Origin of the sequence: Neorhizobium vignae (genome assembly GCF_000732195.1) — a bacterium.
Classification (GTDB): Bacteria; Pseudomonadota; Alphaproteobacteria; order Rhizobiales; family Rhizobiaceae; genus Neorhizobium; species Neorhizobium vignae.
Map to the genome: position 1 here is coordinate 1 of NZ_JNNU01000022.1, position 17,269 is coordinate 17,269.

At 62.7% G+C, this 17,269-nt stretch carries 15 protein-coding genes and 1 pseudogene; 5 read left to right on the top strand and 11 right to left on the bottom strand.

The features are described 5' to 3' along the window. Nucleotides 1-364 (top strand): annotated as a pseudogene (locus GQ59_RS32570) (calcium-binding protein); the annotation flags it as partial. 487 nt (nt 365-851) lie between these two features. After that, nucleotides 852-1,100, top strand: a complete 249-nt coding sequence (locus tag GQ59_RS25565) for a hypothetical protein (protein WP_037086693.1) — start codon at nt 852-854, stop codon at nt 1,098-1,100. Between the two features lie 911 nt (nt 1,101-2,011). On the opposite strand, the gene GQ59_RS25570 is transcribed toward GQ59_RS25565, so the two are convergent. Next, on the bottom strand, nt 2,012-3,298 hold the full coding sequence (locus tag GQ59_RS25570; RefSeq protein ID WP_037086695.1) for a cystathionine gamma-synthase family protein: 1,287 nt from the start codon (nt 3,296-3,298) through the stop codon (nt 2,012-2,014). 96 nt (nt 3,299-3,394) lie between these two features. Further along, nucleotides 3,395-3,967 carry a hypothetical protein gene (locus tag GQ59_RS25575; RefSeq protein WP_037086697.1) on the bottom strand — a complete coding sequence of 191 codons (573 nt, stop codon included), beginning with the start codon at nt 3,965-3,967 and terminating at the stop codon, nt 3,395-3,397. A gap of 286 nt (nt 3,968-4,253) precedes the next feature. Here GQ59_RS25575 and GQ59_RS25580 point away from each other — a divergent pair, with 286 nt between their 5' ends. Next, entirely contained in the window at nt 4,254-5,654 is a 1,401-nt protein-coding gene (locus tag GQ59_RS25580) for a mannitol dehydrogenase family protein (protein WP_037086699.1), read from the top strand. Here the strand turns inward: GQ59_RS25580 and GQ59_RS25585 are convergent. The 9 genes from GQ59_RS25585 to GQ59_RS25625 all read right to left on the bottom strand — a co-directional run bounded on the left by GQ59_RS25585 (nt 5,651) and on the right by GQ59_RS25625 (nt 14,639). Further along, entirely contained in the window at nt 5,651-6,928 is a 1,278-nt protein-coding gene (locus GQ59_RS25585; protein ID WP_037086701.1) for an L-fuconate dehydratase, read from the bottom strand. The two genes, GQ59_RS25580 and GQ59_RS25585, sit on opposite strands and share 4 nt — an antisense overlap. A gap of 17 nt (nt 6,929-6,945) precedes the next feature. Continuing rightward, nucleotides 6,946-7,680: an SDR family oxidoreductase gene (locus GQ59_RS25590; RefSeq protein ID WP_037086703.1), complete on the bottom strand. Its 735-nt coding sequence runs from the start codon at nt 7,678-7,680 to the stop codon at nt 6,946-6,948. 50 nt (nt 7,681-7,730) lie between these two features. Next, entirely contained in the window at nt 7,731-8,060 is a 330-nt protein-coding gene (locus GQ59_RS25595; protein WP_037086705.1) for an L-rhamnose mutarotase, read from the bottom strand. Nucleotides 8,061-8,071: 11 nt separating this feature from the next. After that, entirely contained in the window at nt 8,072-9,079 is a 1,008-nt protein-coding gene (locus GQ59_RS25600; RefSeq protein ID WP_037086707.1) for a zinc-binding alcohol dehydrogenase family protein, read from the bottom strand. Nucleotides 9,080-9,083: 4 nt separating this feature from the next. After that, nucleotides 9,084-9,902, bottom strand: a complete 819-nt coding sequence (locus tag GQ59_RS25605; RefSeq protein ID WP_037086709.1) for an amidohydrolase family protein — start codon at nt 9,900-9,902, stop codon at nt 9,084-9,086. Between the two features lie 2 nt (nt 9,903-9,904). After that, nucleotides 9,905-10,918, bottom strand: coding sequence for an aldo/keto reductase (locus GQ59_RS25610; protein WP_037086711.1), 1,014 nt, complete (start codon nt 10,916-10,918; stop codon nt 9,905-9,907). Between the two features lie 76 nt (nt 10,919-10,994). Then, nucleotides 10,995-11,936, bottom strand: a complete 942-nt coding sequence (locus tag GQ59_RS25615; RefSeq protein ID WP_037086713.1) for an ABC transporter substrate-binding protein — start codon at nt 11,934-11,936, stop codon at nt 10,995-10,997. A 99-nt stretch (nt 11,937-12,035) separates the two neighbouring features. Beyond that, on the bottom strand, nt 12,036-13,064 hold the full coding sequence (locus GQ59_RS25620) for an ABC transporter permease (RefSeq protein ID WP_037086715.1): 1,029 nt from the start codon (nt 13,062-13,064) through the stop codon (nt 12,036-12,038). Nucleotides 13,065-13,073: 9 nt separating this feature from the next. Beyond that, a complete protein-coding gene (locus GQ59_RS25625; RefSeq protein ID WP_037086717.1) occupies nt 13,074-14,639 on the bottom strand; it encodes a sugar ABC transporter ATP-binding protein in 1,566 nt (521 codons plus the stop codon). A gap of 279 nt (nt 14,640-14,918) precedes the next feature. Between GQ59_RS25625 and GQ59_RS25630 the strand changes: the two genes are divergently transcribed. Next, a complete protein-coding gene (locus GQ59_RS25630) occupies nt 14,919-15,620 on the top strand; it encodes a FadR/GntR family transcriptional regulator (RefSeq protein WP_037086719.1) in 702 nt (233 codons plus the stop codon). Nucleotides 15,621-15,653: 33 nt separating this feature from the next. Continuing rightward, nucleotides 15,654-17,186 (top strand): UxaA family hydrolase, encoded by a 1,533-nt coding sequence (locus GQ59_RS25635; protein WP_037086721.1) that lies wholly within the window; start codon nt 15,654-15,656, stop codon nt 17,184-17,186. Nucleotides 17,187-17,269: the final 83 nt, after the last annotated feature.

Genomic DNA, 17,269 nt, shown 5'->3' on the forward strand with positions numbered 1-17,269 from the left:
CACAGGCACAGCGGTATTCACGGGTTCAGGTAACGAGCTCGACAACCTAATCGTCGGCGGCGCGGGCTCCAACACGCTAACGGGTGGCGCAGGCAACGATACTCTCACTGGTGGAGCGGCCGCGGACTTCTTCGTGTATCTGCCAGACTGGGGCCACGATACGATCACAAATTTCGTGACAACCGGCACGGCGCACGACACGATCAAAATCGATCACAGCGTCTTTGCCGATTGGGCGTCGCTTCTCGCCGCATCCAACCAATCTGGCGGCGATACGCTCATTACGGCCGATGCGGACAATACCATCACGCTGCAGAACGTGCTGTTATCAAGCCTTCAGTCAGGGGATTTCCAGTTTACATGATCTTCGCCCGGACTTCCCCGCGGGAATCCTGTCGGGGAGGAGTAGCGCGAAGTTCTATTGTCCGAAAGCGTGCCTTGACCAGCGTCCCCGGATGAGCGACGGCGCCCCATGGCTCCACCCTGGTCCATTTCGAGCACCGGTGCGAGGACGCTCGTCGGAAGGAATGGGGAGGGTTGGGCTTCGAGCTCGACAAGTTGAAGGCGTACTGGTTCTGCATCGAGCGTCAGCCGGAGATCTAAGGCGGCATGCAGATCCGGCGGGACACCGAAATCCTTGCGGGTGGAGGATACCTAGCCTGAGATCGCAATCAGGCGCGTATCGAGCCCCGCGAAAGTGAGGTGCTTGTCGTTTGTCGCCAATTCTTGACTCTTGACGGCGTCTTGTCAGTTTCCAGGACGAGCCAGCCCGCGCATGATGCTCGCCGAAGGGGACATGCACCTTGATCTGATAGCACTGGCGATCAGACGCCGGAACAGGAGACTTTGCAGTGATTAAGAAAGAGATCACCACTGATCAATTAATGGATGCCGTGGTCCACATGAACCTAGCGCATTGTGCGGCGATAATGACCTTGGTGAAAACCCTCGAGCAATCGGGAATGATGACCGCCAATAGCTATGGGAATAATCTACGGCTGGCCTCCGCAGCAATGGCCAACAATGGCCAAGTCGGAGCAGCGGGGCTTCTCGATGACCTCGCCGATCTGATGGGCCGGGAAGAGAAGACACACCAATAAACAACCTTCCCTTTACCGCAGCTACCCCTTCACCGCAGCTACGGGCCGCGAATGAGGTCAACCCCGGGGTCTTTTCGATCTTGCCCATGGGAGCCGCTCTCGCGCGGATCCACGTCATCGCCACGTGATGCGGCCGGCACCGTACTGATCTCGCGAAACCGTCTTGATTGAAGGGGAGAATATACCGAATGACGAAAAAGAGTTTCTTGATCAGTTCAAAGGTTCCTCCGAGTTCACAAACGCCTGGCGAACCTTTTCCGGTAAGTATCGGATCGGCGACATCATAACCGGCATAAGTTACGGACTGTTGCCGGCATGGTTGACGGCGCTTCTTTCCCGACCTCGGGCGGCGGCGAGCTGCTGAACAAGTCGTCCATGCAGCATCCCGCCATGCAATGAAGGCAGCACCTCGCGGCTCGGTGCCGCGGAGTGGTCAACAACCGTCGATCGGCCGCTGTATCTCCGCTCCTGCGTGAGGGTTGCGGTCACTGAATGCCAACTATTGGAGGGCTGGGGCATCTTCGTGGAAGGACAAAGAACCCTACCGGCCGAGGTTGACCTGGGCCAAGTTCAAGGCGTTGCCGAAACGCCGGAAATCCCCGAGAGTTTCAGAAGCTCCCTCAGGATTCACGACCTATCTCAGCTTCGGGAGACTTGTAAGCATTCTTGCTGCCTCCGGGCCAGGCCTGCAGAGGATTTCTCGCGGAAGCGCAAATCCGCCAAGCTCCGCTACCACGAGGTCTTTCCGCTCTGTGTAGGCCTTCGGTGTGCGTCAGCGCAAGGTGCTGGCGGGCATGAGGCGGTCCGGCGGCGAGGGCGACGACGAGCCGAAATAGGGTGGCAGGCGGCAGGCTCGGGACACCGGCGAATGACGGCCCCGATAGCGGTCGGGTCCAGGCGGGATCAGCCGGTCATGACGCCTTGTCGAGTGCGATCGTCAGGTCGGCGATCAGGTCGTCGGGGTGTTCTATGCCGATCGACAGCCGGATGGTCGAATCGAGCACGCCGATCCTCTGGCGCACCTCGGCCGGCACGCCGGAATGGGTCATGGTCGCCGGGTGGCTGGCAAGCGATTCCGTGCCCCCGAGGCTCACCGCCAGCTTGAAGATCTGCAGCGCGTTCAAAAACCGGAACGAGGCCGGCTGGCCGCCCCTGATGTCGAAGGAGAAGGTCGAGCCGCCGCCGGTGCATTGCGCCGCAAACACCTTTCCGACCGGTGATGCCGGGTCGTGATAGGGCAGGTAATGGATGTTCTCGACATTCGGATGCCCGCGCAGGAAGTCGGCGACGGCCAGCGCATTGGTATTGGCCTTTTCCATGCGGATCGACAGCGTCTCCAGGCTGCGGCCGAGCATCCAGCAGGAATGCGGGTCGAGCTGCGTGCCGATCGCCCCCCGCAGCGCCTTCACCTGTTTCATCACCGCCTTGGAGCCGAGCGCCGCACCCGCGATCAGGTCCGAATGGCCGCCGACATATTTGGTCAGCGAATAAAGCGAGATATCCGCCCCGTGCTCGATCGGCCGCTGGAAGACCGGCCCGAGCAGCGTGTTGTCGCAGGCGATCACCGGCCGGTGCCCCTGTTTTTCGCCGATCGCCTCGGCGACCCGGCGGATCATTGCCACGTCCACCAGGCTGTTGGTCGGGTTGGCCGGCGTCTCGATCAGGATCACCGAAACCCGGCCCCTGGCCATCGCCTCCCCGGCCGCCACTGTCACCAGCTCCTCGTCGACCCCGTCCGCAAAGCCGACCGCCGCAACGCCCATGTTGAGAAAGGTTTTCGAAAGCAGCGTTTCGGTGCCTCCGTAAAGCGGCTGCGAGTGCAGCACGCAGTCGCCCGGCCTGACGAACGCCATCAGCGTCGTGGCGATCGCCGACATGCCGGAGGAAAACAGCACGCAGCTCTCCGCCTGCTCGTAGACCGCCAGCCGGTCCTCGACGATCTCGCTGTTGGGATGGTTGAAGCGCGAATAGACCAGCCCCGCCCCCGTCCCCGCCGGCGGCTCCTTGCGGCCGGAGACGAAATCGAAGAAGTCGCGGCCTTCCTCGGCGGACTTGAACACGAAGGTGGAGGTGAGGAAGACCGGCGGCTTCACGGCGCCTTCGGAAAGCTCCGGATCGTAGCCGTAGTTCAGCATCTGCGTTTCGGGATGGAGCTTGTGATTGCCGATATGGGTCTTGGAAGGATGCGGGGCGGTCATGGTCGGTCTCCTGGTCTGAAAAAAGCGGATGCCATGACCGGAGATAATATCGGAAATGCCCCCGCCAAGGGGCGCTACCTGCGAAAGCCGGATTGTTCAGCGCGCCGCGGGCACAGCCGAATGTGCGGCGGGTACTGCCGGCTCTCCCCAGGCCGAGACCGGCTGGCCGCCCCTGGTCGTCACGCGCATGTCGTAGAGAGCAAGCGAGGCTTCAACCTGGCGCATGTCGGAGCAGCGGTTGATGATGCCGCCGATATACTGCACGCAGTCGCTGACATTGCCCTGCACCGAGCCGGTCGCCCAATCCTTGACGATACCGTCGGCGCCGACCAGGAAATAGGAAAGCCGGTTGTTCTGCGACACGGTCGAACGGCCGACCAGACCACCGAAGCTCGAGCCGGACTCGGTGCGCGCCGCGGGCGCGATATGCCGGTAGATGGTCATCCCGTTTTTCAGCTGCGTCGCACCGATCATCGGCCCGAACGTCGCGTCGGAGCCGGAAAGCCTCGCCAGGGTCGACTGGTTGACATTGGCTACCTCCGCATAGGGACGGCCCATCGCATAACTGGTGAAGGACCGGTTGGCGGCATTTTCCGCCTTTTCCGCCACCTGCGAGCAGCCCGCAAGAGCCAAGCCGACTGCCATCGAAAAAACTGCCAGAAAACGCATGATTGCCCCCTGTCTACAACGTCCCATGCCACAGACCTGGCCGGTCTTCGGTCGCTCGGTGGATGTGCCGGGCGCCCCCGCGACCCGGTCGTTCGTCACTATCAGATTTTGCATGTTTTGAAAGCGCCGCCTCCGGCACTTGCCTGCCGTTCCAAACGGAAACTCCGGCTTTCGGCGGGCAAGTGTCCGGAGTATGTCGTTGACCCACGCACTTGCCCAAGGCTATCACTGCTTGCGTCAATAAGGGAGGATGCCCGCGAGTATTTCGGGGCGTCATGATCAAAGAATGCCACGCCTTTCCGCCTCCACCGCACTTGCCCCCCATGTCGCCGTGCCCGGTTTTGACCGGGCTCTCCTGAAGCCCGGCATTCTGCATATCGGCCTCGGCGCGTTCCACCGCGCCCATCAGGCGGTCTATACGGATGCCGCGCTGGCAGCGGAGTTCGGTGATTGGGGAATTGTCGGCGTTAGCTTACGCTCGGTCGACATCGTCCATGATCTTGCGGCGCAGGATGGGCTTTATTCCGTGGTTGCGCGCGGCGCTGCGGGCGACAGCGCCCACGTCGTCGGCTCGATCACAAAAGGTCTGTCGGGCACCGAGAACCAGGCGGAAATCCTGGCGCTGCTGGCCGATCCGACAATCCGGATCGTCACCATCACCGTCACCGAAAAGGCCTATGGCATCGATCCGGTATCCGGCGGGATCGACCGCAACCATCCGTCCGTCAAGGCGGATCTTGCCAATCCGACATCGCCAACCGGTGTGATCGGTTATCTGGTCGAAGGCTTTTCGCGCCGCCATGCCGCCGGCTTGGCGCCTTTTACCGTGCTGTGCTGCGACAACCTGCCGACCAACGGGCGCATCGTGCGGCGGCTGGTGATCGAACTGGCGGGTGCCCGCGATCCGGCGCTTGCCAACTGGATCGCCGGCCACGGCGCCTTTCCGTCCAGCATGGTCGACCGGATCGTGCCGGCCGCCACCGACGAGACGCGGGAGCTTGCCGAGACGCTGATCGGCGCCGAAGACAGGCTGGCGCTCGGCACGGAGCCCTTCATGCAGTGGGTGATCGAGGACCATTTCCTCGCCGGCCGGCCCAGATGGGAAGCCGGCGGCGCGCTCTTCGTCGATGATGTCGAGCCCTATGAGAAGATGAAGCTGCGGCTGCTCAACGGTTCCCATTCGCTGGTCGCCTATCTCGGCCAGTTGAAGGACCTCCCGTTCGTCCGCGACGTCATGGCCGTGCCGGAATACCGGGCCCTGGTGCGCCGCCACATGGCGGAGGCGGTGAAGACGCTCGATCCGGTGCCGGGTATCGATCTCGGCGGTTATATGGACCAACTGATCGAGCGCTTCGAGAACCCGACGATCGCCCACAAGACGCAGCAGATCGCCATGGACGGCACCCAGAAACTGCCGCAGCGCATCTTTGCAGGTGCCGTGGAAGCCTTGGCGAAGGGTGGAGATGCGTCATCTGGGGCTTACGTTGTGGCTCTCTGGATCGCCTATGCCCGCAAGACTGCGGAGATCAACGATCCGCGCGCGACGGAGCTCAAGGCCGCCGCCGCCAGGATGACGGCGGACGATCCGTCAGCGCCCTTCTTCGCAATTCCGGGCCTGTTCCCCCAGGCTCTCACGGAGAATAGCGCATGGCGTGCGCGGGTGAATGCGGAACTTGAAAAACTCTAGCCGCGAAAAGTGTAGTCGGCGATCGATTGCGGTTTCATCTCGATCGAGAAGCCGGGTCGCGCCGGCGGCATATAGGCCGCGTTCTCGATCATGCAAGGCTCGAGGAAATGCTCATGCAGATGATCGACATATTCGATCACCCGGCCTTCCTTGGTGCCGGATACGGCAATGTAATCGATCATCGACAGATGCTGCACATATTCGCAGAGGCCAACGCCGCCGGCATGCGGCCAGACGGGAAGGCCGTATTTGGCCGCGACCAGCAGCACCGCCAGCACCTCGTTCAGACCGCCCATGCGGCATGAATCGATCTGCACGATGTCGATCGCGCCCTCGGCGATGAACTGCTTGAACATGATGCGGTTCTGGCACATCTCGCCGGTCGCGACCTTCACCGGGTGGATGCCATTGCGGATCTTGCGGTGCCCGGCAATGTCGTCCGGGCTGGTCGGCTCCTCGATGAAAAAGGGCTTTGCAAAGGCGAGCTTGTTGACCCAGTCGATCGCCTGGCCGACTTCCCAGACCTGGTTGGCATCGATCATCAGGAAGCGGTCGGGGCCGATCACCTCGCGGGCAATGGTGAGGCGCCTGATATCGTCTTCGAGATCGCGGCCGACCTTCATTTTCACATGGTTGAAGCCTGCGTCTACCGCCTCCTTGCAGAGCCGGCGCAGCTTGTCCTCGGGATAACCGAGCCAGCCGGCCGACGTCGTGTAGCAGGCATAACCCTCGCGCTTCAGCACCTCGACGCGTTCCGCCTTGCCAGCCTCGGCCCGTTTCAGGATCGCCAACGCATCCTCGCGCGACAGCACGTCGGTCAGGTAACGATAGTCGACGATGTCGGCGATCTCTTCCGCCGACATGTCGGAAACCAGCTGCCACACCGCCTTGCCCTTCTGCTTGGCGAGCAGATCCCAGAAGGCGTTGACGATCGCGCCGGTAGCGAGGTGGATGGCGCCCTTGTCGGGACCGATCCAGCGCAACTGGCTGTCGCTGGTCAGATGCCGCCAGAATTTTCCGGGCGCTGTGGCGAAGGTTTCGAGTTCCTGTCCGACCACCAGATGCCGCATCGCCTTGATCGCCATGCAGCAGATGTCGTTGCCCCGCCCGATCGTGAAGGTCAGGCCGTGGCCGGCAAGATCTCCGCTATCGGTATCGAGGATGACATAGGCCGCCGAATAATCCGGGTCCGGGTTCATCGCGTCGGAGCCGTCGAGGCTCTGCGATGTGGGAAAACGAAGATCGAAGACGCGGAGATCGGTGATGCGGGTCATGGTTCTCTCGTATTGCCTCAGATGGTCCAGCCGCCGTCGATGGCGTAAGCCTGGCCTGACGTATAAGTGGCGCCGGCGAGGTAGAGGGCGAGCTCGGCGATTTCTTCCGGGGTGCCGAGCCGGCCCATCGGCTGGCGGGCGATGAAGGCGGCGCGGGCCTCGTCGTAATTGCCCTGGGCCCGCATGCGGTCTTGCAGCGAAGGGCTTTCGACTGTGCCGGGGCAGATGGCGTTGCAGCGGATGCCGTCGGTCACATAGTCGGCGGCGACGGATTTTGTAAGCCCGATCACCGCCGCCTTGGTGACACCATAAGCGAAGCGGTTCGGCACGCCCTTGATGCTGGAGGCGACCGAGGACATGTTGATGATCGCGCCGTCCTTCTGTGCAAGCATGCCGGGCAGCACCGCCCGAATGGTGCGGATCATCGCCCTGACATTGAGGTCGAGGGCGAAGTCGAAATCGCTGTCCTTCATCTCGAGGATCGATCCCCCATGGACGAAGCCGGCGCAGTTGAAGAGGATGTCGACCGTGCCGATGTTCTCGACACAGGCGACGATGGCGGCGTTATCGAGCACGTCGAGCCTTGCGGTTGTCAGGTTGTCGAGTTTCGGCAACGCAGCCAGCAAGCCTTCGTTGATATCGGTCGCATGGACAGTCGCGCCGGCTTCTGCAAAGGCGAGCGCCGCCGCCCGGCCGATACCCTGGCCTGCGGCCGTCACCAACGCGGTTTTCCCATCAAGTCTGATCGTCATGTCTTGTCCTCAAATTCTCTGGCCGGCCGTCAGTCTGATTGAAGAAATCCTCAATCCAGATGAAAGACTTCTTCCATCATCGCCCACCACTCGCCTTCTTTGCGACTGTCGAGCGGCTTCTGGCAAGGGATGGTGAGAGACCACCATTCCTGATTTTTAGGGTCGGCGGCTATTTTTGCCATGTCGGCTTCGAAATCGGTGCCATGATATTCCCAGGCTCCGAACAGCAGGTTTTCCGGCTCGCGCAGGAAGATCGTGTAGTTCCTGATGTTGGCGCGGCTGATAAGGGCAAGTACGTCAGGCCAGACGGCGGCGTGCAGGCGCTTATATTCCGCGATCATCTGCGGCTCGATGCCGATCACCATGCCCATTCGCTGCATCATCGCCTCCTTCAGATTTCCACCAGCGCCTTGACGACGCCGGCCGCCGGATCGGTCAGCCCAGGAAAACGTTCCGGCACCTCCGACAGCATCATTCTGTGGGTGATCAGGGCTGCGGGGATCTTGCCCTCGCGCATGGCCTGCATCACCCGCTCGAAATCCGTGGCCGTGGCGTTGCGGCTGCCGAGCAGCGTCGTCTCGCGCTTGTGGAATTCCGGATCGGAAAAGGTGATGTCGCTCGAAACGATCGAAACGAGCACGTAGGTGCCGCCATGGGCGACGAAACCGAACCCGCGTTCGATCGCTTTCGGGTTGCCGGTCGCATCGAAGACGGCATCGAAGAAGTCGCCGCCGGTCAGGCCTGAGAGCTCTCCGTGGTCGTCCGGACCAAGTTGAACCGTGGAGGCGAGCCCCAGCTGCCGGCGGGCGAAGTCCAGCCGGTCGCCACGGCTGTCGAGAAGCGTCACCGCTGCGCCCTCGAGCGTCGCAAAGATCGCGACCGCCAGCCCGATCGGACCGGCGCCGGTAACCAGAACGCTCTGTCCCGGCTCGATCCTGGCGCGGGCAACCGCATGGGCGCCGATCGCCAGAAATTCCACCATCGCCGCCTGGTCGAGCGAAAGCCCGTCGGCCTTCAGCAGGAATGCTTCCGGCAGGCTCAGATATTCGGTCATGCCGCCGTCTCGGTGCACACCGAGGACGCCGAGGTTGCGGCAGCAATTGGTTCGGCCCTTGAGGCAGGCATGGCAGCGGCCGCAGGAGATGTAGGGCATGATCGAGACGGTATCGCCGGCCTCGAGCAGGCTGCCGGCCGGCGCTTCTTCGACCGTGCCGGCGAGTTCATGGCCCATGACGCGCGGATAGGAGAGATAAGGCTGGTTGCCCGTGAAGATATGCAGGTCGGTACCGCAGACGCCGATGCGCCGCAGCTTCACCAGCACCTCGCCTTCACCGCGAAGAGGCTTGGGACGGTCGATGGCGCTGAGTTTGCCTGGTTCGTCGCAGATGATAGTCAGCATGTTCTTACGCTCCGAGCCTATAGAAACGCTGGGCATTGCCGCCGAAGACCTCGCCATGATCGTCGGCCGGCACGATATCGAGGCATTGGTCCAGCCAGGCTTGGTAATCTCCGGCAAGCCTCAACACCGGCCAGTCGCTGCCCCAGATGACCCGCCGCCGGCCGAACAGGTCGAATATACTTTCGGCATAAGGTCGCACCGCCTCGGGCTTCTGGTCGCCGGCCTCGGTCAGCAGGCCGGAAAGCTTGCAATGAACATTCGGCAGCTCGGCAAGCACTTTCATGCGCCCATGCCAGTCGATGAAACGGCCTTCAGAGATCGGCGGCTTGGCGCCGTGGTCGATCACGATCGGCAGACCGGGGTGTCGCCGGGCGAAACCGAGCAGCGGGTCGAGATGGCGCGGCAGCACCAGCGCATCGAAGACCAGATTATGTTGGAGCATGGCTGCCACGGCTGCATCGAGCCCAGGGTCGCCGATCCAGTGATCGTCGGCGATATCCTGCAGCATCGGCCGAAGCCCTTTGAGCTTCGGATGCCGGGCCAGCCGGGCTATGGCTGCCGGTGCGTCCGGTGCCTTCATGTCGGTCCAGCCGACCACGCCGAGGATGAAAGGGGTGCTGTCGGCAAGATCGAGCATGAACACGGTGTCAGCCTCGCTCTCCATGGTCTGCACCAGCACCGTGCCGTCGATGCCGGCGGCTTCGAGAAGCGGGCGCATATCGCCGGGCAGGAAGTCCCGGTGAATCGCCTGAAGCTCGGCGGGCGGCCATTGGCCGGCCCGGTCCGCGATCCGCCAGAAATGCTGATGCGCGTCGATCCGCATGGTCAGCCCTCCTGACCGGGCAGCGGCGCACCATTGGCGATCAGCCCGCGGGCTTTCAGGCGGGACCAGAAGGAGGCGGGGATTTCCTCTCCGAACCACTCGACATTCGACTTGATCTGTTCGGCGGTGCGTGCGCCGGAGACGACCGTCACCACGGCCGGATGGGCGAGGGGAAACTGCAATGCCGCGGCCTGCAGGCTGACACCCTCTTCCTCGCAGGCCGCGCGCAACACGTCGACGCGGGCGAGGATATCGGCCGGCGCGTCCGTATAGTTGAATTTGCGGTTGCCGGCGAGCAGGCCGGAATTGAACGGGCCGGCCACCACGATGCCGACGCCCTGGCTGGCGCAATCGTCCATGAAGGCAAGGCTCTGCTGTTCGAGCAGCGTATACCGGCCGGCGAGCATGGCGACGTCGATATCGAAGACCTGCATCGCGTCGCGGATGATCTCCCATTCGTTGACGCCGAGACCGACCGCCTTGGTAAGTCCTTCCTCACGAAGCTTCTTCAGCGCGCGAAAACCGCCGCCGGCGGTGAGCTGGTACCAGTAGTGCTGGTGCTTGTCGCCATGGGTCATGCTGCCGATATCGTGGACGTAGAGGATATCGGGCTTGAGGATGCCGAGCCGCTGCTGGCTTGCCTCGAAGGACCACATGATGCCGTCATAGCTGTAGTCGAAGACCGGCCGGAAGGGCAAAGGCTCGACATAACCGTCTTCCTGCGAGCCGACCGTCTCGTCCGGCTGCATGAGCCGGCCGACCTTGGTGCTGAGCACGAAGTCGCCGCGCGGCAGGTCCGTCAGCATGGTGCCGAGCCGCCGTTCGGAGCGCGTGTATCCGTAGAAGGGCGCCGTATCGTAATAGCGGATGCCGGCCTCCCAGGCGGCGCCAAAGGCGCCGGCCGATTCCTCGTAGGAGGTCTTGTGGTAGAGACTGCCCATCTGCGCGCAGCCGAGCCCCATCTGGGTGAATTCGACGGAGGCGTGGGGCAGTTTGCGGCGCTCGGTGACATTCATGGGATCGTCCGTAGTTCTTTTTGGAATAGGATTACGGACGCGCATCATTCGCGATGCGCGCCCGCTGGGGGTAAGGTTAGTAGAGAACGTTCTTGGCTTCCGGCTTGTCGATATTGTCCTTGGTGACGACGACGACACCGGTATCGACGAACTTTTCGACCTTCTCCTTGTTGATCGACTGGAGCACGGTCTTGACGCCGAGTTCGCCCATCTGGAACGAGCCCTGCACCGCGATGGCGGAAAGCGTTCCGTCCTTGACGAATTCCTGCAGGTCCTGGTTTCCGTCAAACCCGATCGCGACCACCTTGCCGGCCTTGCCGGACTGTTTCAGCGCGCGGCCCATGCCGATCGCCGTCGGCTCGTTGGCGCCGAAAATGCCCTTGAGGTCGGAATTGGCGGCCAGCACGTCGGTCGTCTGGTTGAGCGCGGTCGCCATCTGGGACTGCGAGTAGAACGGTCCAACGATGGTGAGCTTCGAGTTCGCCTTGATATAGTCGGTAAAGCCGCCGACGCGCCCGATTTCCGAGCCAGCACCCGCAACATAGGACATCACGGCGATCTTGCCTTCCTTGCCCACCTTGTCGATCAGCGCCTTGGCGGCCAGTTCCCCGGCCTTCTTGTTATCGGTGGCCAGGTACGACTGGTAATACTGCTCGGAGCCCTTGGCGAGCAGCGAGTCGATGATCACGACCGGGATGCGGGCTTCCCAGGCCTTCTTGACGGCCGGAACCAAGGCGTCGGGATCGGACGGCGCCAGCACGATGCCGGAAACCTTGCGGTTGACGGCATTCTCGACCATGTTGACCTGATCGGCGATCGCCGATTCCGCGGCCGGTCCCTGGAAGGTCATGGTGTTGCTGCCGCCGCCGGCCTTCATGGCGGCATCGGCACCCTTCTGGACATTTTGCCAGAAGGTGGAATTGACGGTCTTCACGATGACGGCGATTTCGCCAGCCTGAGCCGAGAACGCGGTCAGGGCGATCACGGATGTCAGCAATGCGGCAGCAAGCTTTTTCATGTCTTCCTCCTCTTTTCGTTGGCCTGAAACGGCCGGTTTTTTAGAGAGCTCCTCACTCCCATGAAGTCTCGCGGGTAAAGGTCCGCGTGCCCTTTCTCCTCAGCGGCGGTTGCGCAGCTGGTCGATCCATACGGTGACCAGGATGACGAGGCCGATGATGATCTGCTGCGTGAAGGCCGAGACGCCGTTCATGTTGAGGCCGTTGCGAAGGATGCCGATCACGAAGGCGCCGATCGCGGTTCCGGAAATGGTGCCGACGCCGCCGATCAGCGAGGTGCCGCCGATGACGGCGCTGGCGATCGCATCGAGCTCGTACATCACGCCCTCGTTCGGCTGGGCGGTGACGAGGCGCGACATCAGCACGCAGCCGGTGAGGCCGGCCAGCGTGCCGGACAGAACATAGGTGAAGCTGACGATGCGGGCGACGTTGACGCCCGAAAGCCGCGCCGCATCCGCGTTCGAGCCGACCGCATAGATATGCCGGCCGAGCACCGAGCGGTTGAGCATGTAGGAGACGGCGAGCGCGATCGCGATCATCAGGATGACCGGATAGGGGATGCCGGGAAAGATGATGGTCGGGAAACCGTCGTCGCCGATCTTGACGACGCGGAAGAGCGAGCCGTTGCCGAGTTCGCCGAAGGATTCGCCGAGCCCCGAGACCGCCCGTGCCCCGGTGATCTGCAGCGCAACGCCGCGGGCGATCATCATCATGCCGAGCGTGGCGATGAAGGGCGGCAGTTTCATCTTGGTAACGAGGATGCCGTTGATGAACCCGCAGACCGAGCCCGTCAGAATGCCGCAGATCATGCCGAGCCACACGGGCGTCCCGAAATCCTTGACCGCCAGCGCCGCGACGACGCCCGACAGCGCCAGCACCGAGCCGACCGACAGGTCGATGCCGCCGGTGATGATGACGCAGGTGGCGCCGATGCCGAGAAAGGCGATCGAGGTCACCTGCAGCGCCACCGTCATGCCGTTGTCGATGGTGAAGAAGGCGCTGCTGGTGGCCGAAAAGACGCCGATCAGCACGAACAGGCTGCCGAGCGCGGCGAATTTCTGGATGATATCCTTCTGGCGGTCGCTGAGCGTGCCGCTCTTCTGCTTCGAAACTTCGGTGATCTCAGCCATGTTATGCCCTCATCCTGCCGACCGAGCGTAGCCGGAGGCGTATCGCATGATCTCTTCCTGGTCGGTTTTCGCCGTCTCCAGCACGCCGGTGATGCGGCCCTGGTGGAAGACCGCAACGCGGTCGGTCATGCCAAGAATTTCCGGAAGCTCGGAACTGATCAGCACGACGCCGATGCCGTTTGCCGCAAGCTCGTCCATGATCCGGTAGATCGCCAGCTTGGCGCCCACATCGATGCCGCGGGTCGGTTCGTCGAAGAACAGCAGCTTGGATTTGCGGAACAGCCATTTGCCGATGATGATCTTCTGCTGGTTGCCGCCCGAGAGAAGGCGAACCGGCTGCTTGATCGAGGGCGTGCGGATGTTGAGCAGATCGATGTATTCTTTCGTCGCCCGGGCATGCTTGGCGAAGTCGATCAGCCCGAAACGATTGGAGACCGCCGCCATATTGGCGAGCGTCATGTTGGCGTCGACCGTCATCTTGACCGCCAGCCCTTGAGCCTTCCGGTCCTCGGACAGATAGGCAAGCCCGGCGGCGATCGCGTCGCGCGGCGAGCTGATGCTGAGCGTATGGCCGTGCAGGGTGACCGTCCCGGTATCGAGCGGATCGGCGCCGAAGATGGCGCGGGCCACTTCCGTGCGTCCAGCGCCCATCAGGCCGGCAAAGCCGAGGATCTCGCCGCGGCGCAGCGTGAAGGAAATGTCGCGGAAGACGCCGGCGCGTGAAAGACCTTGCGCCGAGAAGATGACCTCGTCGCTCGGAACCGATGTCCGCTCCGGAAATTTTTCCTCCAGCGACCGGCCCACCATTTTCGAGACGATCGCATCGATGCTGGTGGCGGCAAAATCGTCGGTGGAGATGTAGCGGCCGTCGCGCAGCACCGTGACGCGGTCGACGATCTCGGACATTTCGTCGAGCCGATGCGAGATATAGACGATGCCGACACCCGAGGCCTTCAGGTCGCGGATGACCTTGAACAGCTTTCCCGTCTCCTGCTCGGTGAGCGAGGAGGTCGGTTCGTCCATGATCAGCACTTCGGCGTCCAGAGACAATGCCTTGGCGATCTCGACCATCTGGCACTGGGCGACGGACAAGCCCCGCACCGGACGATCCGGATTGATGTCGACCCCGAGCCGGTCGAGGCAGCGCTTGGCGTCGGCCCGCAGCTTCTTGCGGTCGACCAGAAAGCTGCCGCCGAGGAAACCACGGCGCGGCTCGCGGGCGAGGTAGATATTCTCGGCGACCGTGAGGTGCGGCACGAGATTGAGTTCCTGGTGGATGATGGCGATGCCGGCGGCTTCCGATTCCCGCGTCGAGGAGAAATGCCGTTCCTCGCCCTTGTAGGTGATCGTGCCTGAACTCGGCTGGTAGACGCCGCTGACGATCTTCATCAGCGTCGACTTGCCGGCGCCGTTTTCGCCGCAGACGGCATGAACCTCACCGCGGCGGAGGTCGAAATGGACGTTGGCAAGCGCTTTGACGCCCGGAAAATCCTTGCTGATATTGTCGAGGCGGAGCAGCGGCTCGATAGCCGCAACCGACGCGACGCGGCCCGGCAGCATGGTGGCGCCATGCATAGTCTGCCCAAGCTCGGCCGGACGGTTTTCCACATTTGCCTCCCCGGGGCCGGTCAGGCCCACTTGCCGGCGGCTCCTCCCTCCGGCGTTGCTAATGGGTAAACCTGAGGGCGGAAGTGGTCAAGCCAATTTTTTCAGAGCAAGGCCACAGGCCGGTGACGGTAGAAGGAAGAAGGGCGATAACGATTAAAAACCATGAAAAATCAACGGTGGAAATTTCGTTGTTGCTCTCCTCACGCCGCCTGATATGGTAAGGCCACATTGTCAGGACAGCGAATTATGAACGGGCCTATCAAGACGGCAGAACCGCGGCGGCTGTATCAGCAGATAGCCGACCAGATCCGGGTGCTGATCCAGGGCGGCCAGTTTCCGGCCGGAGCGCGCCTGCCGGCCGAGCGGGAGCTTGCCCAGCAGCTCGGCGTCTCGCGGCCATCCCTGCGTGAAGCGCTGATCGCGCTCGAAATCGACGGAAGCGTCGAAATCCGCATGGGGTCGGGCATTTACGTGACGGCCGAGCCGGACCGTCGACCCTGGCAAAGCGGTTCCATGGGCGAAAGCCCGCTCGAACTGATGCAGGCGCGCGCCGCCGTCGAAGGCGCGGTCATCCTGCTGTCTGCGGCAAGGATCACGTCGGAGACGCTGCGGTCGCTGCGCCAGACGCTCGACCAGATGCGCACCGAGATCGCCGAAGGGCGCAAGGCGCTCGACCTCGACCGGCTATTCCATCTGACCATCGCCAGCCAGTCGGGCAATTCGGTGCTGGCGCATATCGTCGGCGACCTGTTCGACGAGCGCCACAGTCCGATGTCGGCGCAGATCCGGGTGCGGTTCGAGACCCCGGAGACCTGGGGCGCGGCTCTAGCCGAACACGAGGCGATCTATGCGGCGCTGGAAACACGCAACCCGCTTCTCGCCCAGGCGATGATGCATGCACATCTGGAGGAATCGAAACAGCGCTGGATGAACCACGAGACACGGTGATATTCCTGCAGCTGTTTCGGGAGGAAACAAAAAATGGATCTTGCGGCTTCACCCATCATCATCTTGAACCCGATCGACGACGTCGGCGTCGCAAGGCAGCCGATGCGGCCCGGCGGCCCGACCGGTTACGGCGACGTCATGGCCCGCGAGCTGATCGGCCGTGGCCACAAGGTGGCGATCAGGGCGATTCCCACCGGCGGCGAGGTGAAGAAATACGGCCAGGTGATCGGCATCGCGACCGAGGACATCGCCCCCGGCAGCCATGTGCATCTGCATAACCTCGCCATGCTGCCGTCCGAGCACGAGCATCAGTTCAGCGTCGATATCGAGGAAAAGGGCATGCTGCCGGAAGCCGAGCGGCGCACCTTCATGGGGTTTGACCGCGGCGCCGGCGGCGCCGGCACCCGCAACTATATCGGCGTCATCTCCTCGGTGAACTGTTCCGCCACGGTGTCGCGCTACATCGCCGACTATTTCAACCGCCTGGGCGGGCTCGAAGGTTTCGACAATATCGACGGCGTCGTGGCGCTTACCCATGGCGGCGGTTGCGCGCTCAACAACAAGTCGGAAGGTTATCGGCTGCTGATCCGCACCATCCAGGGTTATGCCCGGCATCCGAATTTCGGCGGCATCCTGATGATCGGGCTCGGCTGCGAGACCAACCAGATCGCCCCGATCCTCGAGCATTACCGTATGGAGGAGGGCGACCGCCTGCGGACCATGAACATCCAGCAGTATGGCGGCACCCGCAAGACCATCGATGCGGCGATTGCCATCATCAAGGAGATGCTGCCGGGCGTGAATGGCGCGACGCGCACGCCGCAGCCGCTCTCCAAACTGAAGCTTGCGCTCGAATGCGGCGGTTCGGACGGTTATTCCGGCATTTCCGCCAATCCGGCGCTCGGTTATGCGTCGGACCTGATCGTCCGCAACGGCGGCACCACCGTGCTCTCCGAAACGCCTGAAATCTACGGCGCCGAACATCTGCTCACCCGCCGCGCGGTCACGCCGGACGTGGCGAAAAAACTGCTGCAGCGGATCGACTGGTGGCGGGATTACACCGCCCGTAACGGCGACGAGCTTAACAACAACCCGTCCCACGGCAACAAGCTCGGCGGCTTGACCACCATCCTGGAAAAATCGCTCGGCGCGGTCGCCAAGGGGGGCTCGATGCCTTTGAAGGCCGTCTACGAGTTCGCCGAGACCGTGACAGAACCGGGTTTCGTATTCATGGATACGCCCGGCTACGATCCGGTCGCGGTGACGGGACAGGTGGCGGGCGGCTGCAACGTCATCTGTTTCACCACCGGGCGCGGCTCGGTTTCGGGTTTCAAACCGTCGCCCTGCATCAAGATTGCCACCAATTCCGAAATGTACGAGCACATGAAGGAAGACATGGACCTGAACTGCGGCGGCATCGTCACCGGCGAGGAGACGATCGAACAGGCGGGACTGCGGATTTTCGAGGATGTGATCGCGGTGGCTTCCGGCAAGAAGACGCTCAGCGAGATCTACGACTACGGCGATAACGAATTCGTGCCGTGGCAGGTCGGGGCGGTTACGTAAAGAAGCAGTCTACCGGGATATCGCGGGAAAGCGGCTCCCCGCCCCGTTCTCCGTCATCCTCGGTCTTGAGCCGAGGATCCGTC